At 56.8% G+C, this 23,564-nt stretch carries 16 protein-coding genes; 7 read left to right on the forward strand and 9 right to left on the reverse strand.

Annotation, left to right across the window (positions count from 1 at the left end):
• Positions 1-91: 91 nt before the first annotated feature.
• The 3 genes from BM222_RS36155 to BM222_RS42540 all read right to left on the reverse strand — a co-directional run bounded on the left by BM222_RS36155 (position 92) and on the right by BM222_RS42540 (position 2,977).
• On the reverse strand, positions 92-295 hold the full coding sequence (locus BM222_RS36155; protein ID WP_092239412.1) for a 4Fe-4S binding protein: 204 nt from the start codon (positions 293-295) through the stop codon (positions 92-94).
• Positions 296-1,032: 737 nt separating this feature from the next.
• On the reverse strand, positions 1,033-2,145 hold the full coding sequence (gene ald / locus BM222_RS36160) for an alanine dehydrogenase (protein WP_092239414.1): 1,113 nt from the start codon (positions 2,143-2,145) through the stop codon (positions 1,033-1,035).
• A gap of 496 nt (positions 2,146-2,641) precedes the next feature.
• Positions 2,642-2,977, reverse strand: a complete 336-nt coding sequence (locus BM222_RS42540; protein WP_244547391.1) for an ABC transporter permease — start codon at positions 2,975-2,977, stop codon at positions 2,642-2,644.
• Here BM222_RS42540 and BM222_RS42545 point away from each other — a divergent pair.
• The 5 genes from BM222_RS42545 to BM222_RS36195 all read left to right on the forward strand — a co-directional run bounded on the left by BM222_RS42545 (position 2,976) and on the right by BM222_RS36195 (position 10,383).
• Positions 2,976-3,713, forward strand: coding sequence for a hypothetical protein (locus BM222_RS42545; RefSeq protein WP_244547392.1), 738 nt, complete (start codon positions 2,976-2,978; stop codon positions 3,711-3,713). The two genes, BM222_RS42540 and BM222_RS42545, sit on opposite strands and share 2 nt — an antisense overlap.
• Positions 3,714-4,360: 647 nt before the next feature.
• Complete coding sequence (gene dctA / locus BM222_RS36180; RefSeq protein ID WP_092239418.1) at positions 4,361-5,683, forward strand: C4-dicarboxylate transporter DctA; 1,323 nt, start codon at positions 4,361-4,363, stop codon at positions 5,681-5,683.
• 871 nt (positions 5,684-6,554) lie between these two features.
• Positions 6,555-9,230, forward strand: coding sequence for a PAS domain S-box protein (locus BM222_RS36185; RefSeq protein WP_092239420.1), 2,676 nt, complete (start codon positions 6,555-6,557; stop codon positions 9,228-9,230).
• A complete protein-coding gene (locus tag BM222_RS36190; RefSeq protein WP_092239422.1) occupies positions 9,227-9,910 on the forward strand; it encodes a response regulator transcription factor in 684 nt (227 codons plus the stop codon). Before BM222_RS36185 ends, BM222_RS36190 begins: the two co-directional genes overlap by 4 nt.
• An 86-nt stretch (positions 9,911-9,996) precedes the next feature.
• Complete coding sequence (locus BM222_RS36195; RefSeq protein ID WP_177243673.1) at positions 9,997-10,383, forward strand: response regulator transcription factor; 387 nt, start codon at positions 9,997-9,999, stop codon at positions 10,381-10,383.
• A gap of 762 nt (positions 10,384-11,145) precedes the next feature.
• On the opposite strand, the gene BM222_RS36200 is transcribed toward BM222_RS36195, so the two are convergent.
• The 3 genes from BM222_RS36200 to glmS form a co-directional block, all read right to left on the reverse strand.
• Positions 11,146-11,973 (reverse strand): Effector protein NopP, encoded by an 828-nt coding sequence (locus BM222_RS36200; protein ID WP_092239424.1) that lies wholly within the window; start codon positions 11,971-11,973, stop codon positions 11,146-11,148.
• Positions 11,974-12,226: 253 nt separating this feature from the next.
• Positions 12,227-12,436 carry a hypothetical protein gene (locus tag BM222_RS36205; RefSeq protein ID WP_092239426.1) on the reverse strand — a complete coding sequence of 70 codons (210 nt, stop codon included), beginning with the start codon at positions 12,434-12,436 and terminating at the stop codon, positions 12,227-12,229.
• A gap of 473 nt (positions 12,437-12,909) precedes the next feature.
• Positions 12,910-14,736 carry a glutamine--fructose-6-phosphate transaminase (isomerizing) gene (gene glmS / locus BM222_RS36210; protein WP_092239428.1) on the reverse strand — a complete coding sequence of 609 codons (1,827 nt, stop codon included), beginning with the start codon at positions 14,734-14,736 and terminating at the stop codon, positions 12,910-12,912.
• Positions 14,737-15,800: 1,064 nt separating this feature from the next.
• Between glmS and gmd the strand changes: the two genes are divergently transcribed.
• Both gmd and BM222_RS36220 read left to right on the forward strand, forming a co-directional pair.
• A complete protein-coding gene (gene gmd, locus BM222_RS36215) occupies positions 15,801-16,886 on the forward strand; it encodes a GDP-mannose 4,6-dehydratase (RefSeq protein ID WP_092239430.1) in 1,086 nt (361 codons plus the stop codon).
• Complete coding sequence (locus BM222_RS36220) at positions 16,867-17,862, forward strand: GDP-L-fucose synthase family protein (RefSeq protein ID WP_092239431.1); 996 nt, start codon at positions 16,867-16,869, stop codon at positions 17,860-17,862. Before gmd ends, BM222_RS36220 begins: the two co-directional genes overlap by 20 nt.
• 293 nt (positions 17,863-18,155) lie before the next feature.
• Here BM222_RS36220 and BM222_RS36225 read toward each other — a convergent pair whose 3' ends face one another.
• The 3 genes from BM222_RS36225 to panB form a co-directional block, all read right to left on the reverse strand.
• Positions 18,156-21,257, reverse strand: a complete 3,102-nt coding sequence (locus BM222_RS36225) for an efflux RND transporter permease subunit (protein WP_092239432.1) — start codon at positions 21,255-21,257, stop codon at positions 18,156-18,158.
• A gap of 546 nt (positions 21,258-21,803) precedes the next feature.
• A complete protein-coding gene (gene panC, locus BM222_RS36230; RefSeq protein ID WP_092239433.1) occupies positions 21,804-22,655 on the reverse strand; it encodes a pantoate--beta-alanine ligase in 852 nt (283 codons plus the stop codon).
• 13 nt (positions 22,656-22,668) lie between these two features.
• Positions 22,669-23,538: a 3-methyl-2-oxobutanoate hydroxymethyltransferase gene (gene panB / locus BM222_RS36235; RefSeq protein ID WP_092239434.1), complete on the reverse strand. Its 870-nt coding sequence runs from the start codon at positions 23,536-23,538 to the stop codon at positions 22,669-22,671.
• Positions 23,539-23,564: the final 26 nt, after the last annotated feature.

Here is a 23,564-nt window from a genome sequence, read left to right on the forward strand (position 1 = left end):
CGCAATCGGCCACGCACTCGATGCCTTCTCAGCCGAGGAGTGCGCCAACTACCTCAGAAATTCAGGATATCAAACCTAATGCCATCACGCTTTAGCCCCCCTGTGCTGGCACGCATGTATCGGGCACGGGGCAAACGACAGCGCATTGTGGCGCGTCAAAATGTCCCTCACACTGGGTACACTGGGACGGATTGATCACATATATGTCGTTCTTCAAGCTAATCGCGGCATTTGGACACTCGAACTCACACGCACCGCAGACGGTGCACTGGGATGCGATTATCTTGTAGGCCATCACTGCGATTCCATAAGCAAGCAAAGGTGCGGGACAGTTTCTTGCTATCAAGTCTTGTGCCAAGCAGTTTAAGCTTGAATCGTCCTAAGTCCTTTCGTTGCCGCAAGTCGCCGCTTCGACACGTGTCGCAAATCCTACAACGAAACATGACAGCTTGATCTTGATGCTGGGGTTTGCGCATGATCGATGTCACGGCGGAGCGCGGTCGCGTGAATCATCTTCGCTAGCCTGACGCACACGATCTGACATCTTTCCGAGGCGACCGTCGCGCGACTACAATCGACCCATCAAGCCACATCGAAAAGTTCTCCGGGGAGATCAGGTCTGCCCCGAGCGCATCGCGTCGGTTCCGCTCACCGGGACAACAGCCGCGACTTAGGCGACAGCGCACGACGAACAACCGGTAGGTCATCGCAGGTCGGGTCCGCGTCTCCATAGCCCTTCAGAATGGCCGCAGCGATTGCCGCAAGTAAAGTCGCACCGGTCTTGAGCATCCCTTGGACCTAGGGATGCACTCTCATTAGCCCTGTACCGCGGCGACACCGGCACCCATAAGCGCAGGAGGGGGCGGAACATTTGTATTTCCATGATCGTGGCAAGTGACGGCAGGCGCTCGATCCTCTGCTTCGGTCCGCCTCCAAATCAGTGGAGGTCATCCGATTGATGTAGCCGAAAAAAAAGCCACCCCGAAAGGTGGCCTTAAGTCAGGGAGGAAACGCCCATGAGGGCCTCTGGGATCAGGCAGCAGCCTGTTCGATCGGTGAGAAGGGCAGCCCGAGACTCTCGGCCACCGCTTTGTAAGTTAGCCGGCCCCGATGGACGTTGAGGCCTGTGCGCAGATATGGGTTCTCGAGTACCGCGGAAAAGCCCTTGTTGGCCAGAGCCAAACCAAACGGCAAAGTCGCGTTATTCAGTGCCTGGCTCGACGTCAGCGGCACCGCTCCGGGCATATTGGCTACACAATAATGAATGACGCCATCTACTTCGTAAGTTGGTTCAGCGTGAGTGGTCGGGTGCGATGTCTCAAAGCAGCCGCCCTGATCGATAGCGACGTCCACGAGCACCGCCCTCTTGCGCATCCAGCCCAGCATGCTCCGGCTGACCAGCTTCGGCGCGCTCGCACCTGGAACGAGCACCGCACCAATCACCACATCCGCCGCAAATACCTCTTCCTCTACGGACTCGATAGTCGAAAACCTGGTGCGAACGCGCCCTTCGAATAGCTCGTCCAGCTCGCGTAGCCGGATTATCGAACGATCGATAATAGTGACTTCTGCGCCTAGACCGACCGCCATCCGTGCCGCATGAGTGCCAACGACGCCACCTCCGATCACCACGATTCGGGCAGGCTGAACACCGGGCACCCCACCGATCAGCAGCCCTCGTCCTCCTGTACTCCGCTTCAGGGCGCTACCCGCCGCTTCGATCGCAAGCCTACCCGCGACCTCGCTCATCGGCGCCAGTAGTGGAAGACCGCCATGCGCATCAGTTACGGTCTCGTAGGCGATCGCGGTGCATCCAGATTCCAAGAGACCCCTAGCCTGATCAGGGTCGGGAGCCAGATGCAGATAAGTGAACAGAATGTGATTTTCACGAAGCTGAGCCCACTCCGACGGTTGAGGCTCCTTGACCTTTACGATCATCTCGCTCGATGCGAAAACCTCAGCTGCCGAAGTCAGAACCGTTGCGCCAGCGTTGCGATAATCGTCATCGGTTGCACCAATGCCAGCGCCGGCATTGGTCTCGATCGCCACATGGTGGCCCGCTGCCACATACTCGCGGGCAGCTCCAGGGGTAAGACCCACGCGATATTCGTGTGTCTTGATTTCCTTCGGGACCCCGACTTTCATTTGAACACTCCCTGCGTGATGCGCCCTTCTTATCGGAAGAGCGCAGCGATATCGCGACGCACCCGCGAAAATGGCGCAGGAATTCAGCGATATTTGACAGCCTTCGCAGGATTTCAAACCCGCGGGTGCCGAGCGGATCGCGCGGTATGTTGGCCCACCTCAACCGTCGAAACTGCGCCCTGCGATACATCTTTGCATCTTTGCTCGCAGAAGACCAACAACTGAACTTCCGCTTGGCGAAGTTCCGCATCGCCCCTCCTGTTACCGCATCGAGTTGCCGGTACGCTTTATAGTGAATCAGCTTGCCGTCTCTGCCGATTTGCGATCACCGCACCCGGCACGCGTTTGTTCGCGATCTCGCTGGGGAAGAACTCGTCTAGTTTGGCAAGGCGCTGTTGAGAAACGCCAACCTCATCGGCCATCGCTCAGGGCAGAGGCGCGGAGTGCACTGGATCGAGACCGATTCCAGCAGCAGCTGCGGCCACAACTAGCTTTTTCATTGAAACCTCACAAGGATCGATGGGTCGGTGTGCAACACCGCTGCTCGACATGGTCGGACATGTCCGGCGGCAGGTCTAAGACGCGCAGCCTGGACGTAGTCTACGACGTAAACCGACAGCACTTTGGTGCGCCCCGGAATATTACCGCCAATCGTCATCACGACGCCAAATGTGCGGATCGTATGAAAAAAGGCGACCAGGGCGGCTTTAACAAACTCCAGTCGCGCCAGCGGCGCGCTCAGGGCAACGAAGGCATGCAGCGGCGAAACGCGCCGGTTCGTTTCCGACGGGCAATCGCCCATCGCAACAACGGCCTTACGGATCGGCTGCATGACCAGCGGCAGCGCCGACAGGAGCGATCCGACCACCATTCCTGCGAAAGTAAAGGAGAGCGTGCGCTCGCCCCAGAAAGACGCGATAATTCCACCCGGTCCGTGGGGGCCAAGCAAAACAATCTACGCAAAGCCGAGAGCCGTGGGCGGTAACACCAGCGGCAAAACGATAACCGGCTACCGCCTCACTTGCGAGAGTCTTCGAACGCGCCAACCACCAAGCAAGGGGCACTCCAACCGCGAGAAGGATCCCGGTCGTTACGCTGGCGAGCTCGATCGTGAGCGCAACAGATTGCGAAATCTCTCCCCAAACGACATCCATGTGCGTCAGCTCACAGCTGGGCGCAGGTCGCCGTATCGAGACAGCGATCTCCTGTACGCCGGTCTCACCTGGCTATGTGGCGCGAATCCCGTTTTGGTCGGGCCGCAGGTCGTCGCCACGGCCAAATTCACACGCACCTTGTCTGCGAGAAAGAGCAGCATCGCGATCCTCATCGACAACCCCGGTGGCGAGTCCGCCTCGATTGATCTGACAACGGTCGCTTCGCTCTTGTCATCAGCAATTCTTGTGCCGCTTGCGAACCACGAGGTCTCTATCCTCAATGTGAGAGGACTTCGCGTTCGTGCCGATGCCACTTTGGAGCGGACCTCACGACGTTCTGTCAGGGTTCTGGCTCTTTTGTTCCTGAGCAGACAGCGACAGCCGCACAACAAAGCATCGGACTTTTTCGCCTGAGTAGATGTTACTAAGAATGGTAGACGGTTCGCGCGCGCTGGAGGCCTGCCGTATGGCAGCAACACAAACGGTTCAGCTAAGAAATCGCCCTAGGCTGCTTCTGCGACTTGGCAAAAGGGTGCGAGGGCCCGCCAGCGAATGCCGCTTCTGACCGACTTGGCTAATGCGGATCGTCAGCGCGGCGTTGGCGCTCCTTGCAACAACAAACTTTGCCACTAGCCACAACGCAGCTCATGCCAAGCACTTTTTCGCGCAACATAGTGCCTAAACCGGGCTTCCATACGGTAACTACATGCAATCGAAATTATCAATTTCACCGATGCTGCTGCATCGATCTCAGCACTCCGCACCTACGGCCGGGAAGCTATGCTGTAATTTGTGCTCGACCTTGAGAACGCGCTCATCCCAGTCAGCCGGTGCCGCTGACGAAAGAAGAGTTGTCCGCGTTAATCGGCCCCAGTTCGGACATCTGGTGCAGATCTTGCTTACGGAAAATGGATAACGCAACTAAACGCCTGCCTTTAGATGGACGCGCCGGCTCCCGGAACTGCCTTCAATCGGACACGGCTAAAATGATGAGTCTCGTATGACGCTGTCGCCTCGCAACGACTCGGCGTCTCAGCGAGTTTCTTCGGGAAGGAAGCGTCATGACTACCATGGCAGCTGCGTCGCCTCTACGCGCGTCGCAAGTTTGGTACAAAATACTCTACATCCAGGTGCTAATCGCAATCTTGATTGGCGCGGTGCTCGGCTGCCTTTGGCCGTCTGTCGCCACCAACGATTGGGTTAAGGCGCTCGGTGACGGGTTCATCAAGCTCATCAAGATGGTGATCGCGCCGATTATATTCTGCACCGTCGCATCTGGCATTGCTCATATTCAGGATGCAAAGAAAGTCGGGTCCGTCGGGGTCAAGGCGCTCTTCTATTTCGAGATTGTCTCCAGCTTTGCCTTACTGTTGGGCCTCGTTATGGGCAATCTGGTCCGAATTGGCCATGGCCTTGCGGTCAAGCCAGATGCTGCGGCGGTCGCCAATTACGTCAAGCAGGCGGAAGCCTCGAAGAGCGTCGACTTTATTCTCAACATCATTCCCGATAGCGTGGTCGGCGCCTTCGCTCGCGGCGATGTTCTGCAAGTTCTCCTTTTCGCGATCCTTTTCGGCTTCTCGCTAATGGCGCTGGGAAAGCGGGGGGAGCGTCTGCGCGGCATGATTGACGACGTCGCGCACGCGGCGTTCGGGGTGATCGCAATCATAATGAAAGCGGCCCCGATCGGTGCCTTCGGCGCCATGGCTTTTACGGTCGGCAAGTTCGGGCCCGGAGCACTCGGCAATCTCATCGGTCTGATCGCGCTATTCTACGTGACGGCTGCGCTATTTGTGTCGGTGGTGCTTGGTCTAATCGCCCGCCTCGTCGGCTTTTCGATATTTAAGTTCCTTGTCTATATCAAGGACGAGATTCTAATCGTGCTCGGCACTTCGTCCTCCGAAAGCGCGCTGCCGCAATTGATGGAGAAGCTCGAGCGGCTAGGCTGCTCTAAGCCGGTGGTCGGGCTGGTGGTGCCAACTGGCTACTCCTTTAATCTCGACGGCACCAATATCTATATGACACTTGCAACATTGTTCATTGCCCAGGCACTCGGCGTCGATCTCACATTCGGCCAGCAGCTCACTATCTTGCTCGTCGCAATGCTAACGTCGAAGGGAGCCAGCGGCGTCACCGGCGCTGGGTTCATAACGCTCGCTGCGACATTGTCGGTCGTAAACCCAGCTCTGGTGCCAGGCATGGCAATCGTGTTTTCGATCGACAAGTTCATGAGCGAGGTGCGCGCCCTTACCAACATCATCGGCAATGGCATCGCGTGCGTGTTCGTATCCTGGTGGGAAGGCGAGCTCGATCACGCAACGCTGCAGTCTCGGCTCAACCAGCCTAAGGTTTCCACTACCAGCGACACGACAAGCACAACGAGGTAGGTTCCGGAACTTATCCGCCGCCCATCCGACACGAACTTTATCTTGTGGGCTCCCCGCGTACAGCCCTCCTCAGCACCGCTGCCAGGCAGCTTCTCCTGGAGGCAGCCGAGCAAAGAAGTATAGACTTCTTTCGGGGCTTCTCTTTCGCGGTCAGTGGCTACCGGCGGTGCAATACTTAGGGAGCTTTTGCCGAACCAGATGAAGAGTGATTTCCCGCATGGCGAACTGGGTATTGCGCCGTCGACCAATACCCATATAGGCGGTATTTCCTCATGCGACTGAGGACGTTGCAGGGATCCTGCGCCTCGTCATCGCCATTGCTATGAGCGCTGCGTCATCGAGTTAGCGGTGATCCGCTTGGAATAGATGGCACTCGACGGAGTAGTGGCGGGTCATATAAGGCTGGTTCGGCGTCGGCGCTCGATTCCAGCGACACCAGTTGGAGACGAATCTTTTGCGACTAGCGGTGATGGCCTGATCCGGTAGGTAGCACTCGCGTAACTCCGGCGTCTGTTTCGGCACCTCAACTTGCACTTCTTCGTGGAAACGGCCTCGCCGGCGAGGTCAGTGGTTCGGCAGTACGCAGCGGGTGTAGAGGGTGCATCGGCCAAGCGATCGAGCGACTGCGCCGAATGGCTACCGGCGGCGGCGCAAAGCAGACATTTTCAGCTTCGCCGGCAGGCCAGTGACAGCCTCATCGGAAAGTTTAGACCAATTATACGTATGTTTATAATGCGTTTTTTCCCCGCGCGTGCTGAGTTCGGCCGCAGATGACCAATCTCGCACACGCTAAACCCAAGCGTTGAAGATTGCCCCATTTTTGCCGAAAATGCTATAGCTCTCGCCGGAGAACAGGCCGGACGGTCTCAAAATGTTTGTCCAGATCAGCAGTCTTAAACGTTCAGCCCCGCAGTTCACCTTCGGCGGCATGACGCTAGCCGCGGTTACATTGATATGCGTATACCTTCAGGCACATTTTGCCGCGGCGGCGTTCGCCTATATGTTAGTAGTATTGCTATTTTCGTTAATGGGGATCTTCATTGCGTCATCCGCGCTTTGCGTCGCAGCGGTCGCTGTTCTCGCGTACTACTTTGCGCCGCCGGCGTTCAGTCTGCGATTCGATGACCCCCACGATCTTCCAGTAGTCGTTGCATTTTTTATTGTCTCCATGGGGGGAACGTACCTCATGAGGAAGCTCCGCCAGGAACAAGAGGCTGCGCGTGTGTCTGCGGCCCAACTTCAGCGGAGTGCGGCGGATTTGGAGGATCGCGAAAAACTTTGGCGCGCGATCTTCGAGCACAACCCGGCCATGTACGTCATGGTCGATGAAGCCGGTACTATCCTCAACGTCAATACGCTTGGCGCGACACAACTCGGCTATACTCGTGCCGAACTGATCGGCCGATCCGTGCTGGACGTATTTCTCGAGGAGGATCGCGCGTTCGCTCGCGAATGCGTTGGGAGCTGTCTTGAGAATGTCGGACAAACGCGCACGTGGGATGCCCAGAAAGTCAGGAAGGATCGCTCGGTCTTGTGGGTACGTGAAAACGCCAAAGCCATGCTCTGGGCGGATCAGCGGCCCATTGTCCTTATCGCCTGCGAAGATATCACGGAGCGAAGGCGGACCGAACTTGCGCTGCAGCGGAGCGAAGCACATTTGGCCCAGGCGCAGGAGTTGAGTCACACAGGTAGCTTCAGCTGGAATACAACTACCGGTGAGGCTTTCTGGTCAAAGGAAACATTTCGCATTTTCCAGTTGGATCCTCAGACGGTGCCACCCGGGCCGCAGCTCGTCGTTGAGCGCACTCATCCAGATGATAGGGCTTCGGTTAGAGAAATTATCGATCGCGCGATGCGAGACCAGAGCGATTTCGAGCACGAATACCGGCTTTTGCTACCGGACGGCTCGATTAAGCACATTCATGCGCAGGCACGTGCCACGCGAACCGCCTCTGGGGAGATTGAGTTTGTTGGCGCAGCCACTGATGTTACCGCAGCGAGGACAGCAGAACAGCAGTTGCGCCGCAGCGAGGCCTATCTGGCAGAGGCCCAGCATCTCACTCACACAGGAAGCTGGGCCTGGGATGTCCACGGTCTGGATTTCGTGTATCGCTCCGCCGAGGTCGATCGTCTGTTTGCCTTTAGCCCTCAAGAGCCGGTATCGATCGAGACGATTCGATCACGCATCCATCCGGACGACCTGCCGCGGCTACAGGAGGTGCAGCGCCAAGCGATTGAACTTAAGGAGCGGCGGTTCGAATATGATTTTCGCATCCTTCTACCAGGTGGCGGGATAAGACGCATACACTCCGTTGCGCACGTGGTGATCGGCAGCGATGGTAACGCCCGCGAGCTGATCGGAACGCATATGGATGTGACCGAGCAACACGCAGCTAAGGAACGCCTGGAAAACACACTTGCCGCGTTGCGCGAAAGCGAACAGCGCTTTCGCGACTACGCCGAAACAGCTTCCGACTGGCTCTGGGAGACCGGGCCGGATCACCAGGTCACTCACTTGTCTGAGCACACCAGCGCTGCGGGAATTTTGGCCACAGGATTGATGGGCCTGTTTCGCTGGGACATTGCGTGTGACACAGAAGAGGAACCCGAAAAGTGGCGGCAGCATCGGTCGACATTGCAGGCGCATCAGCCATTTAGGGACCTCGTTTATCGTACGCAGAATCGGTTAGGATCTCCAATCTATGTCCGCACGAGTGGCAAGCCATTCTTCGATGGAAATGGCAATTTCCTCGGTTATCGTGGCGTCAGCACTGACATTACCGCTATCATCCGTGCCGACCAAGCCGAACAAGAACTACGAAAAGCGCAGGCGGAGCTTGCACATGTGACGCGAGTAACAGCGTTAGGAGAACTGACAACCTCGATCGCCCACGAAATAAACCAGCCTCTCGCCGCTATTATCAACAACGCCGAGGCATGCCTCGGCTGGATGGGCCGCGAGGCTCCTGATCTTGCCGCCGCGCGTTCCTCGGTGGAATGGATCATCGAAGACGCAATTCGGGCAAGCGAGGTGATCCGTCGCGTTCGCGCGCTCGCCAAGAAAGGCGAGATTGAGATGGTGCCGCTCGATATTAATGAGGTCGTTAAGGACGTCATTGCGCTGGTAACACGAGAACTGCTGAGCCACCGGGTGAGGTTGCGAACTGAGTTGACAGCCGCGTTGCCTATGATCCTCGGTGATCGAATTCAGCTACAACAGGTGATCATCAATCTGGTGATGAACGGAATCGAGGCGATGGACGCAGTTACAGACCGGCCGCGCGAACTTTTGATTCATTCATCCAAGGACGACCAGGGACACGTGCAGCTCGCTGTGGCCGATTGCGGCGTCGGGATAGCCGAGAAGGACGCGAACCACGTCCTGGATCCCTTCTTCACTACCAAGTCGACCGGCCTTGGAATGGGCCTTTCAATCTGCCGTTCGATCGTGGAAGCTCATGGAGGACGGCTGTCAATGGTCCCCAAAAATGGACCCGGCGCGACCTTCCAGTTTACCATGCCGCTGCATAAGGAGGCCGTGTCGTGACAGAACGATTTGACTCGCCAGGTGAAGGCAGCAATGCCGAGGCCTCGACGAAGGCGATCGTCTTTGTCGTTGAGGATGACATCTCCGTGCGCCGCTCGCTTACGAACCTTTTTAAACAGGTGGGGTTGGAGGTCATTGCGTTCGGATCGGCTCGGGAGATGCTGCAGAGCCAAATTCCGGACGTCACCAGCTGTCTAGTTCTTGATGTTCGACTGCCAGGCCTGAGCGGCCTTGACTACCAGACCGAGCTCGCCAGGTTGAACATACACATCCCGATCATTTTCATTACAGGCCATGGCGATATTCCCATGACGGTCAGGGCCATGAAGGGAGGTGCCGTCGATTTTCTCAGCAAGCCATTCCGCGATCAGGAGCTGCTTGATGCCGTGGTTGCGGCGACTGAACGCGATCGCAAGAGACGGGAAGCTCAGCGAACCGTCGCGAACCTGCAGTCGCTATTTGAAACCCTAAGCCCGCGAGAGCAGGCAGTGATGAGACTTGTCGCAGCCGGCCTGATGAACAAACAGATAGCCGCCGAACTCGGGCTCGCGGAGATTACCGTCAAAATCTACCGCGGACACGTAATGAAAAAAATGCGTGCCCGCTCGCTGGCCGACTTGATCAGGATGAGCGAGACGCTGGGACTTAGCGCCAGTCGTCCTGAACAAACCCAAGTATGATTTTACAAGTCTATCACTTAAGCCCACTTTTCGCCGAAAGTGGCTAGCGTTTTGACAGCCGCTGTACTGCATTGGGAGGGCTCATCTTGTCCACGCCTTTCATTTCTGTCGTCGACGACGACGCCTCGGTCCGAGCGGCGACAGAAAACCTTTTGAAGTCGCGTGGCTACGACGTGCAAATTTTTTCGTCCGCCGAGGCACTCTTGCTGTCGCCGCAGTTGGCCGAGACATCCTGTGTCATTACCGATGTGCAGATGTCGGTGATGAGCGGGCTGGATCTTTTGGCAGAGGTGCGGACGCGTGGTTACGACGCACCGTTCATCTTCATTACAGCTTTCCCCGACGAGCGCGTGCGCGCCTCAGCTATGGACGCGGGAGCGATGGGATTTCTCGCCAAACCGCTTGGCGGAAAAGAGCTACTGAAGTGTCTCGACAACGCACTGAAGGCATATGGCGCTCGAGGCACCATCTGATTCCAACCCGCGGCTTGAGTTCATGTCTGACTAAAACACGCCGGAACGAAGATCCCCACCAAGTATTGGTTCGCAGTCGGAGCCGCAACTTGCTCGAAGTTATGCCGACTGACAGCAAGTTCTTGACCACGAGAACGCGGGGTGCGTGTCGACCTAGCTCATTGCAGATGACGTTCACGTACGCTGACAACGCGCCTAAGCACCTCTTAAATTCATCTGGAGCGAGGCCATAATTGCAGAGCATAGTTGCCCAAGAGCGCTCGGCGGCAGGAGCTTGGTTGTGCTTAGCCTCACTTCCGCAACGGCAGTAATGGCTCCGCCAGCACGTGGTCACCGCTTTTCTGGCAAGCGGCTCGACACGACGATTATGCTTACGATATCGTTAGGCCCGTAGACAAGTGGCGGGACCTGTCGACCGCGCCGCCGCTTCGCCTGGATTTTTTTCCCAAGGCCAGGATCAGACGCAGGCCTTCGCTACTCCGTAGGCTCAAGGCCCTTCTGATCCAAGCCGTTCAGCTTCTTCGCGCGACACATCCCGGCCCCTCCTCAGCCGGGTAGTCGCAACACGTCCGCGCCGCGGCGAGGATCGCGAGCAATTGGCTTGTGCAACAGGCCCCTACTTTCTGAGGCGCATCAAGTCAGCAACTTCTAGGCCCAGGAGGACCGTGGAGACGCAGCTTGAGCCAAAGGAACTCTCAACTTTGAGTCGACGAGGAGCGCGGCGCAACCTGCATCGCTTCCTCTAGCGTACGTGTTTCATCCTCACATGAAATCATCCTCATAATCGTATGCAGCGGGGCTGCCTGGGATTTCGGCATGACTAACATCACTGTCGTCAGCTTTAGAAAGATACTGCGCAGAAGTGCCTTTTCGTTGCCATTCGCCGGCGCTATTCCTTACCCACTTGTCTGACCTCTCTGGGTCGAGAACCATGTTGTCAGCGTCAACTTCGACGAACCCCATCTTTGCCGCACGGGCTCTTGCTTCCGGATTGACGGGACGCAAATTGAGCAGCGGATGTTTGCCGTCCATTCGAAGCTGGTGCTCGAGAAGGATATCGCCAGCGTTCTCGACGAGCGGATGAACGACTTGAAGATCCACAGTGGAGGTTGTTCCCTGCCGTCCAGGAAATAGGTTCTCCCACTTTTTGACGTCGAACGCGGTCATGCTGTCACCGCCTTCCATTCTTAGAAGTCCGACACTCTTGTTGCCCAATTGGTAGCTGAAGTATCGCGCGTTCTCGGAATCTCGAGTTGTCCCGTAGTCTTGGGCAACTTCTGCAGTTCGCCTCGCTTTGGCGGAGACGAAGTCGGAGTACTCAAGGGGGTTGTCAGCGATATACTGAATTTCGTCCCCATGATAGGCCTGCGCGGCTACTCGAAATGAGTGACGATCCTTGAACTCTATGATAGGAGGCGTTGATACGAGCGAATATTGCCGTGTCGACGAAGATGAACTGCCACTCGAGTTCGATCCGGCCAAGTGCATATTGGCGAACGCTTCGGAAAACTTGTTTCTGTCCGCATGCTCATCAGTTTCAGAAAAGTGAGAGGATTGGAAGTAAGGCGAGCCATTTATCCGATTATACATGGTGATTGGTACTCCCGTCGGACATACATTTCCGCATCTAGTTAGGCTTTGGGCCCAGCGGCTCTGATAGGGAGGCTGGCTTACCAAAACCTGACGTGGTCCTGTGTTGGCCAACGTCACGCTATCATACGTGGCGCTTGCTTCCAGCGGCGCCGCCGCAAGCCTCTGCATTGCCATTCATCAGGGCCAGATGAGCGGCTGCGGCCTAATTCGAAGGCTATCTTCTTCCACTTGCAACAAGTCGGTCGACGATTCAGCTGCCTGTAAATGCAATCGTTCTATTCTGGAGGAGGCCGCGCCGGCTCGTGTGTGCGGCTTTCTTGGCTTTCAGCGGAGGCTCGCCGAGCTCTTCCATGGACTTTCCAATCTCCACAGCTTCAGCGCCGACACCGACTGCGCCAGAAACAGAATGTAAGTTCAACTCCTGAAAGCGAATCCCGGCGAGATCGCTGTCGGCGCTCAATTATCAAACCCGTTTATCCGTCGCGATAGCGGCTCCCAGTTATGAGCAGCAGCGGCTACCCATGTCCGATGGTAGACTTGCGACCATATTTGAAACGAGGTCACTTGCATAAAGCCAGACGGCGGGGCGTTAGATGTCGGACCAACCAAGCAATTGCTTGCGGACGGCACGCGCAGCCAAAGCCGCACCCGACTCGGCTCATAATGTTTTTGATTCAACTAGACCTCAGCACTTCGGATATATGTCGAGCGCGTGAGCGACGAAATAGTGCCCGCGTCTAACGTGATACTTGATCCTGTCAGATCCCTGCGGGCTGAAAGTCAACATCGGTCATGTGGGCGGCCACACGGCAGGTACGAGGAATTTCGGCTTGGAAACTGGTTCCCATTCCATGCCTCACGAACCGAGGCAAGCAAACGCAAGCTGAACGGGTCACCGCCGAGACTTCATTGCCTGACAAAACCGCGGCAGCCTCACTCCACGGTTACTGATTTCGCAAGATTGCGCGGCTGATCGACGTCCGCGCCCCTTGCAACGGCGGTATGATAAGCCAAGAGCTGGACCGCAATCGCGTAGACCATAGGCGTAAAGCTCCCGACCATTGTCGGCAGCACGATGGTCACGAACGTGTCCACCGTCGCTTCAGCAGCCCCCTTCGCATCCGTGATCAGGACTATCTTGCCTCCACGCGCGGCTACTTCCTGCATGTTCGAGACGGTCTTGTCGAAGACGCGGTCGTAAGGCGCGATCACGACTACAGGAATAGCCTCATCGATCAGCGCGATCGGTCCGTGCTTGAGCTCCCCGGCGGCATACCCTTCCGAGTGGATATAGGAAATTTCCTTCAGTTTAAGCGCGCCCTCAAACGCCAGAGGGGCCGATGTGCCACGACCGAGATAGATTGCGCTCCTCGCGCCGGCCATATGATGCGCGAGCTTCTCAATCTGCGGCTCGACCAACAGGGCCCCAGCAATCAAACGCGGCACTTCAATGAGCTCTCCGACGAGGTTTGATTCATCGACTTCAGACAGCTTGCCTCGCTCTTTACCCGCTTTGACGGCAAGCACCGCCAATACCATCAGCTGGCAGACGAATGCCTTGGTGGACGCGACGCCGATTTCTGGTCCTGCCAACGTCGGCAGAACGGATTCGCTCTCGCGTGCAATCGTCGACGTCGCGACATTAACTACAGATATTGTGTGTAGGCCCTGTTCCTTGGCGTATCGCAACGCAGCGAGTGTGTCGGCGGTCTCGCCCGACTGCGAGATGACGATCGCGAGATCGCCCCGGCGCAGAGGCGCTTCCCGGTAGCGGAACTCGGACGCGACATCGATCTCGACAGCCAAACGCCCCAGCCGCTCCAACCAATATTTGGCGATGTGGCCGGCGTAACTTGCCGTACCGCACGCAATAATTGAAATTCGTTGAATGGAATTGAAGTCGAACGGCAATGTCAGCGGCATAGCAACGCGCGTGGCTGCTATGTTTAGATAGTGGTTCAATGTCTTGCCGGCTACCGCCGGCTGCTCGTGAATCTCCTTGGCCATGAAGTCGCGATAATTCGCCTTGTCCGCAAGGAGAGACGATACAACAGATTTCGATGTTTCGCGCTGGACGACAAAGCCGCCTGAGCCGTAGATCACGCACCTCGCGCGCGTAAGTACGGCACAGTCACCGTCTTCAAGATAGGTAATGGTGTCGGTCAAAGGCGCAAGCGCGATCGCGTCCGATCCTAGATAGACTTCGCCGTTTCCATGTCCAATCGCAAGGGGCGAGCCTTTGCACGCACCGATCAAAAGATCGTCGTGCCCTCTGAAAAGGAATGCCAACGCGAAAGCACCGCGCAGCCGCAGCAGCGACGCCTGTACAGCATCTTGCGGTGAGTAGCCATTCTTTAGATAAGAATCAACCAGGTGCGGCACCACCTCGGTGTCCGTCTGTGAATCAAAGTCGGCTCCACTCCGCTCCAACTCGGCTCGCAGTTCTCGGAAATTCTCGATGATGCCGTTGTGGACAACCGCGACATTTTCGGTCGCATGTGGGTGAGCGTTGTTCTCCGTCGGCTTTCCATGAGTTGCCCAGCGGGTGTGACCAATGCCGCTTTGACCGGCTGGGGGACAATGGCTGAGCCGCTCTTCAAGGTTTCTCAGCTTACCTTGAGCGCGGCGGGTCTCAATGCGCAGAGCTTCGAGAGTCGCGATACCCGCTGAGTCGTACCCGCGATATTCCAGTCGCTTGAGAGAGACGACCAATTTCTCGACGACCGGACCCTGCCCTAAAATACCGACAATTCCACACATATCAATCCACGCAGTTTCAATTTAACGACTCGAACGTCCGCGCTACGCTCGTCGGTAACTGGTTTCGAACTTCCACATTTTCCGCGGACGTCCTCATCACAGCCGCATTCGCAGGCGTGGTTGAGTCTATTTCAGCAATCATAGCTCCGGACCGGCCAACTTCGGCATCTCGCTAGCCGACCGAAAAAATACCTGCGCCGGGAGGCAAAACGCGCCGCCTCGACGAGAGGCAAAACGTGCAGGTGCTCCTGCACGGCGACATCCAGCTCCGCACGAGCAGCTTCTTGCTCGGTAGCACCAGATCGAAACGCCGACCACCCGTCGGAACAACCTGTCTTGTTTTGATTCACCCTCACTCACGATCTCCTTCGCGGTGCGCAGCAAAACTTTCCAAACGACGTGAGCCACGATAATGTCCCGCCTGGCGTAATTGATATGGCGACAGCTCAGTCGTTGAGGCCCAAGGCCTCTTGCGTTGGGTCAAAGTTATAGGATCAGCGTCCGAGCTCTATTGTACTAACGTAAGCTTTCGATATCGAAATGTTCGAAGGTGTATACCAACGTTTACCCATCTCCTCCGTTGCCTTGCGCGCTGTCCATTGCCTGCTGCACGATCTCGCGATTAGCGCAGGCGCTGTTCATAGGTAGGAAGCCGTCGGTCGAGACTGAGTCTTCTATTCGAAAGCCTCAGCTCGCGGCTCCGGCAAGCGCCCGTGAATGCACACACGCACGGGGGCAGAGAAGGCTCGCAGTTGGATCGCCTCTCTCTCATGAGAAATCGTTAGGCGAACGGGACGACCTAACGGCGCTTGCAAGTCATCTCGCATGCTCAGGATCATCGTTGTTGCGAGTTCGATTGACTTCCGCGTCCGCGATCATTCGCATAAGCAATTCGACGAATAAATGAATGTATACGATGTGGATTTCTGCTTGATGTGTATGACTAGGGACCGCGCTCTATCTATTGAGGGGAGAGCGCACGTGCGGATCTAGATCTTCCAGGAGGGATTCGCGATGGTTTTGCATCAGAGCGAGGCTCTTTCCCCGTGAAACTAAGGGAGACCATGGCGGCTCACAGTTCAAAGCGGCGCGTTGCGTTAGTCACAGGCGTTACGGGGCAGGATGGCGCATATCTCGCCCAGTATTTGCTCGGTCTCGGCTACACGGTGCATGGGGTCAAGCGCCGGTCGTCCACCTTCAACACGGCGCGCGTCGATCATCTCTACAAGGATCCGCATGCCGGCGATGTGCCGTTCCTGATGCACTATGGGGACATGACGGATTCGTCCAACCTGATCCGGCTAGTGCAGCAGATACGGCCGACCGAGATCTACAACCTTGCTGCTCAGAGCCACGTTCAGGTCAGTTTCGAGAGCCCGGAATACACGGCCAATGCCGATGCGGTGGGTGTTTTGCGCCTGTTGGAAGCCATTCGCATCCTCGGCATGGAGAAGGAAACGCGCTTCTACCAAGCGTCGACTTCGGAGCTTTACGGCCTCGTGCAAGAGGTGCCACAGAAGGAGAACACGCCATTCTATCCGCGCTCGCCATATGGCGTCGCCAAGCTCTATGGCTATTGGATCACGGTAAACTACCGTGAGGCCTATGGTTTGTTCGCGAGCAACGGCATCCTGTTCAACCACGAGAGTCCTATTCGAGGCGAGACGTTCGTGACACGCAAGATCACCCGGGGCGTCGCCCGCATCGAGGTCGGCCTCGAGAACAAGCTCTATCTCGGAAATCTCGATGCCAAGCGAGACTGGGGTCATGCCCGCGACTATGTCGAGGGCATGCATAGGATCCTACAGGTCGATGAGCCCGGTGACTTCGTACTCGCGACTGGCCAGACGCGGTCGGTCCGCGAGTTTGTCGAGCTGGCGTTTGCCGAGGTCGGTCGCAGCATCGAATGGCGAGGCAAGGGGATCGAGGAGGTCGGCGTCGAAAAGGTCTCTGGCAAGACCCTGGTGCAGCTCGATCCGACCTATTTCCGTCCGACCGAAGTCGATCTCCTGATCGGCGACCCCAGCAAGGCGCGCGCGAAACTCGGCTGGGCACCGAAGACGCCGTTCTCGCAATTGGTGAAAGAAATGGTCGCCAGCGATCTCATACAAGCCAGGAAGGACGCAGCAAATGGCGAGCGTGGCGTTTGAGCTGAAAGGCAAGACGGTGTTCGTGGCCGGCCATCGCGGCATGGTCGGCGCGGCGCTGATGCGCCGACTGGTGCGCGAGCAGGTCGCTTTCTTAACGCCGTCACGCAGCCAGTTTGATCTGCGCGATCAATCCGCAGTGAATGCCTGGTTCGCCGCGAAACGGCCGCAGGTCGTCTTCTTGGCGGCCGCCAAGGTCGGCGGCATCGTCGCCAACAATACCCTGCGCGCCGACTTCCTCCGCGACAATCTGGCAATAGCGAGCAACGTAATCCAGGCGGCTCATGCCAACAGATGCGAGAAACTGATGTTCTTCGGCTCCTCGTGCATCTATCCTCGCCTGGCGCCGCAGCCGCTGCGAGAGAATTCCCTGTTGACTGGCTCCTTGGAGCCGACCAACGAACCCTATGCTATCGCCAAGATCGCTGGCATCAAGATGGCCGAGGCCTATCGCATCCAGTATGGCGCCGATTTCATCAGCGTGATGCCAACCAACCTCTACGGCCCCGGAGACAATTATCACCCTGAATACAGTCACGTTCTTGCTGGCCTGATCCGTCGGTTCCACGAGGCCAAAATATCGGGCGCCAGCGATGTCGTGGTGTGGGGTACCGGCACGCCGCGCCGCGAATTTCTTTACGTCGACGATCTCGCCGACGCCTGCATCCATTTGATAAAGACCTATTCCTCCCCGGAACCGGTCAATATCGGCACCGGCGAGGACATCAGCATTGCCGAGTTGGCACTTATGGTTGCCGCCGCCATCGACTTTCGCGGTGAGATCAACTTCGACACTTCGCGCCCCGACGGAACGCCGCGCAAGCTGCTCGACGTCGGTCGGCTGTCGGAGCTCGGCTGGCGTGCCACCACCTCGCTCAAGAACGGCATTCAGCTGGCATACCGGGCTTTTCGCGCTGAGAGCGATAGACGGCGTCAGAGTGATCTTCTTGATCTTGGTAAAAGCAGTCTGCGTCCCTAATAAATCATAACAAGGAACGAGCCGGCAGAGCCCTCCGTGGATTGGTCGTCCACATTTCTAACAAGAGAGTACTGACTCTTTTTGGCTACCGAGATATCGAGCTTACGCGTTCGCCGGCCGTAAGCATCCGGCGCAGCTTCAACTTAGCGGACGACAGCGGATCATCGACGTGCTGCGCCGAACAAATGAGACATCCAACTTTGCACCACACCAACGACGCGAAGATCTCGACGCGCATGGAAGCGTGAAGTGATCCTAGTGCGCCACACAGAGCACACCTGATGGTATGACGGTCATTGCTTGGCCATCTCGGCATCAGGAGCGTTGGTGAGGTGGAGCTCGGCAACGTTCGCGCGGTCGGCGCTCGCAGGGCCACGATGGTTGGACGCGATCGTGACGTAGAGCGCCGGGAGCACGAATAGCGTGATCAGCGTGCCAACAGACATGCCGGCGGCGAGGACGAGTCCGATCGAGAAGCGGCTCGCGGCGCCAGCTCCCGTTGCAGTCAACAAGGGTATAAAGCCCGCCACCATTGCCGCCGTGGTCATCAAGATTGGGCGCAATCGGACGCGCGCGGCCATCTCGATGGCCGCGCGACGGTCGAGTCTGTCGCTGAGCTGAAGCTCATTCGCGAACTCAACCATTAGGATGCCGTGCTTAGAAATCAACCCGACCAGTGTCAACAGTCCAACCTGCGTGTAGATGTTCATGGTGGCCCAGCCAAAGAACAGCGGAAGCAAAGCCCCGACCATTGCCATCGGCACGCTGATCATAATGATGAGCGGATCGCGCAGACTTTCGAACTGGGCTGAAAGCACCAAGAATATGATGATCAGTGCAAACGCAAATGTAATCGCGAGTCGGTTGCCCTCCTGCACATACTGGCGGGCATCGGCCAGGAAGTCGTGACTGAAGCCCGCGGGCAGTTTCTTCGCCTCGGCTTCTAGGAAATCCAAAGCCTGCTCCATCGTGACTCCGGGCATTGGCACGGCCTGAAAGGTCGCGCAATTTAGCTGGTTATAGTGGGTGAGCGCGTTCGGATCGGTCGCTGTCTCGATGGAGACTATGGTCGACAACGGAAGCATCGATCCGGTCGCAGTCTTCACATAATAACTCCCGATTGCTTGCGGCGCTAAGCGCTCCTCTCGTGGAACCTGCGGGATCACCTGGTAAGAGCGGCCCTGCAAATTGAAGCGGTTGACGTAGTTTCCCCCAAGTAAGGTAGCGAGTGCGTTACCGATAGTCTGCATGGTAATGCCAAGCTCGTTAGCCTTGGAACGATCAACCTTAATTCGTACCACCGGCTGGTTGAACTCGAGATCCGAGTCGCTCACCACGAACAGACCGCTCTTCTGCGCAGCATCCTTTAGCTTCGACATCTCCTCGTAGATAGATTGAAAGCCAAGAGTCGAATTGAGGACCATCTGCACTGGTAAGCCATCCGTACCGCCAGGAAAGGGAGGCAAGCTAAAGGCAAACGCGTTAATGCCTTCGATCTTGGATAACTCGGTCTGGACAAGCGACTTTAATAGAATCGATGATCGCGTGCGCTCGCCCCACGGCTTGAGCAACATACCGGCCATGCCGCTCTGCTTTCCGTTAGTGCCATTGAGGACGAAGCTCACGTCAGTCTCCGGAAACTTCTTGTACATGTTTCCAAGCTTGGTACCGTAATAGTCGAGGTAGTCCATATTGGCGTATTTCGGTGCTTTCATGAGCGCGAATACAATACCTTGATCCTCCTCCGGCGCGAGTTCCTTGGAAATATTCATATAGAGAAAGCCGACAAGGCCCAGCATGGTCAGCGCGAACAGGCCGGCAACTGGGCGGTAGTCAAGCGAACGGTCAAGCTTGCGGCCGTACCATCGCGTTATGGCGCCGAAGGCGCGACTCACAACTGTCGCAAATCGCCCAGCTTCGGCGCGCCTCAGGAATAGCGAGCACATCATGGGCGATAGCGTCAAAGCGATCACGCCCGACACAATCACCGCTCCTGCTAGCGTAAACGCGAATTCGCGGAATAACGCGCCAGTGAGGCCGCCTAGAAATCCGATTGGGGCATATACCGCGGCCAAGGTAATCGTCATCGAGATAACGGGACCGACGATCTCGCGCGCGCCGCTTGTAGCCGCCCGCAGGGGCGTCGCACCTTGTTCTAAATGGCGATGAATGTTCTCCACCACCACGATCGCGTCGTCGACAACGAGACCGATCGCGAGAACCATCGCAAGCAGCGTCAGCAGATTAAACGAAAACCCCAGCGCCAGCATCATGCTGCATACGCCAATCAGCGACAACGGAATAGTGACCACAGGAATGATGACCGACCGCAGCGAGGCCAGGAAAAGAAAGATCACAACCACCACCACCACGGCTGCCTCAATGAGCGTCTTCTCCACCTCGTCGATAGACGATTGGATAAATGTGGTGGAGTCGTAGGCCACTTTCATCCTCATGGATGGCGGCAAGTTACGCTCAATTTCCGGAAACAACGCGCGTACGCCTTGCACTATCTTTAGCGGATTGCCCTGTGGACTTGCCTGCACGCCTATAAAAACTGCATGCTCGCCGTTCATCGTGACGCTAGTGTCTGTCGTCTGCGCGGCAAGCTCGACTGACGCAATGTCCTCGATGCGCACAAGTCCGCCGTCATTGGCTTTGACGATCATCCGCTTAAAATCATCGACACTTCGCAGATCAGTATTGGCCGTAACATCAGAGATAGTGAAATGGCCTTTGATCTGGCCGGCCGCAGCCTGAAAGTTGTTAGCGGCAATTGCAGCTGAAACCTCAGCCGGCGATACGTCGTGCCCGGCCATTTTCGTAGGATCGAGCCAGAGCCGCATCGCAAAATTCTGGCCACCCAGCATCTCTGCTGTTGCGACACCGTCGACGGTCGAGATAACAGGTTGTACTACGCGCGAGAGGTAGTCGGAGATCGCACTGGCCGCAAGTTCCGCGCTTGAGAAGGCCATAAACATGACAGGCGTGGCTTGGCCAGTTGACTTTGTGACAACCGGATCGTCTGATTCCTTAGGGATTAGGTATTTGACGGAGTTAACCTTGGAGAGCACCTCCGTGAGCGCTTCATTCGGATCGAAATTAAGCTTGACGTGCACTTGGATTGTCGAGCTGCCAAGCACAGACGAGGACGTGATGTAGTCGACGCCCTCTGCGGAGGCGACTGCTTGCTCGAGGGGTGTGGTAATAAACCCCTGTATCATGTCGGCGGAGGCACCAGGGTAGGAAGTCGTGACATTGATGACCGTGCTGGATAACTTAGGATATTGCCGGATCGGCAGTAGGGTGGCGGCACGCAAGCCCGTCAGCAAGATCAAGAGACTGACGACGATAGACAGTACCGGGCGCTTGATGAAAAGCTCCGTAAATGCCATGTCGACTTGTCCTTCAAGAGTGGGATGCAAATTCGCCGACAAATTTCACCACGGCGATGATCATCAAGACGGCGACTGCACTAGAGAGGCCAGCACGCCGAACTGGCAGCCGATCGCGATCTCAACAACGGCACCTTCTGTGAAGCTCCTGCCCTTTTTGCGTGCAAATCGGCCAAAAGGGGGCGACTCAGATGTTCGTCTAAACACCCGATTGGAACGCGCCGACTTCTTTACAAGGCATCAGGTCAGACTTCGCACCGCCGCTCAGATCGGAGGATCTAGGTTCGACATCGAAAATACAAACGATATAATCGGTGCTCAACTCTACAAAGGTAAGTAGGTGATATCGCATCGGCTGTGAAGCAATATACCAAGGTTTGTCGAACGGGCCGCTGATTCGTACGCACGCGCTACCGCTTCGCTCCTCGCTGAACCAAGCCGTCTCGGAGCTCGCCCTCGGCCGCCAGCCCGATATGCCCGTCGGAACAGAGTCTTGGGTATTTGTTTCAGCTCAATATCCTGGAAGCGGTTTGGCTACGAATTGTGCTACCGAGTTGGCAACGTCAATATTACGTTGTCGATCAGCCGCGTTGAACCAACATAAGCGGCCGCACAAAGCGCCGCGGGGCGCCGCAGTGGACTGTCGGCAGTTTTGAGCGTGTCACCGTCAACAAGTTCAAGATACTGTAGTGTGTCGACGGTCTCTAAATGCTTCTTGGCGACTGCAATCAGCTTTTCAACGCGGCGCTCTCCCGAGCAAAATTCGTTGAGCGCTGCGGCTAGTCCACGACTGATCGCAAGGGCCTGATGACGCTCTTCTTCGCTGAGATAGCGGTTGCGACTGCTCATCGCGAGGCCATCCTGCTCGCGAACGGTTGGTACGGTGACAATTTCGATCGGGAGATTGAGATCAATTGCCATACGACGCACGACGGCGCATTGCTGAAAATCCTTCTGCCCAAAAAAAGCGACATCGGGCTGCACCATGTTGAACAACTTGCATACGACAGTCGCGACGCCGCGAAAATGTCCAGGCCTGAAGGCTCCGCACAGTGGTTTCGCGAGATCGCCCGGTTCAACGAAGGTTTCGAAATAGCTCGGATAAACTTCATGCGCACCAGGCGCGAAGAGGATCGCGACACCCTGACCGCGGCACAGTTCTTGATCGCGCAAGAAGTCGCGTGGATAGCTGCTGAGATCTTCATTTCGTCCGAACTGAGTCGGGTTAACGAAGATGCTTACGACGGTCACATCGCATTTCGCCTGGCTCGCCGCGATTAGCGCCAGGTGTCCGTCATGCAAATAGCCCATCGTCGGCACGAAACCGACCAGTTGGTCGGCCCTGCGGCATTTTTCAAGAGTATGGCGAAGTTCAGCGACGGTGGTGATTGTTTGCATTTCGAGCTCTACATTAAATTGAGTTGGACGGCGCCCAGTTGGCAATGGCCTCGCCGATCCCTTCCGGAAGTCGATAGGACTCTTGCGCTCCGGGGAACGCACCGCCCCGGACATCCGCGGCCCAGCGAGAAAGCGCATCTTGCAACTGCTGAAAGCCTTCCGCATAGGCGCGGACGAATTTGGGCCGATGACCTTCAGTCAGGCCCAGCACGTCGTGAAACACGAGCACCTGCCCGGAACAGTACGGGCCCGCACCGATTCCGATCGTTGGTATCGTCAAGGAATCGGTCGCTCGAGCGGCAAGCTCGGCCGGAATGCCCTCCAATACCAAAGCGAAACAGCCAGCGTCCTGCAGACGGTGAGCATCATCGAGAAGCCGCAGCGCTTCGTCCGCTTTTCGGCCCTGCACTTTGAAACCACCCATGACGTTGACGCTCTGGGGCATAAGGCCAAGGTGCCCCATCACGGGAATCTCGCAATCGACAAGCGCACGAACCATGTCGATTCTCTTGCCGCCCTCGAGTTTCACCGCAGCCGCGCCTCGCTGCAGAAATCCGCCGGCGTTGCGTATCGTTTCCCCGACGCTGACGTGGAAGCTAAGGAAAGGCATATCGGCGACGAGCAGAGCACGAGGCTTACTGCGTACCACGGCTTCCAGATGATGGTTCATCATCGCGACACTCACTGGAAGCGTGTTTTCGAAGCCAAGGCAAACGTTACCTACACTGTCACCGACGAGAATGATATCTACTGTAGGGTCCGCGATACGCGCCGCAACCGCGTCGTAGGCAGTTGTCATGACGATACGCCGGCCGTCTTGCTTCCACCGCTGCAGAAAGGGAATTGTAATTCGGTCGATCGGCTGCTCCGAAACGTGGCTCATTTGGACCTCAGTTTGATTTTGGGGTG

It is taken from the genome of Bradyrhizobium sp. Gha (genome assembly GCF_900113735.1).
GTDB lineage: Bacteria > Pseudomonadota > Alphaproteobacteria > Rhizobiales > Xanthobacteraceae > Bradyrhizobium.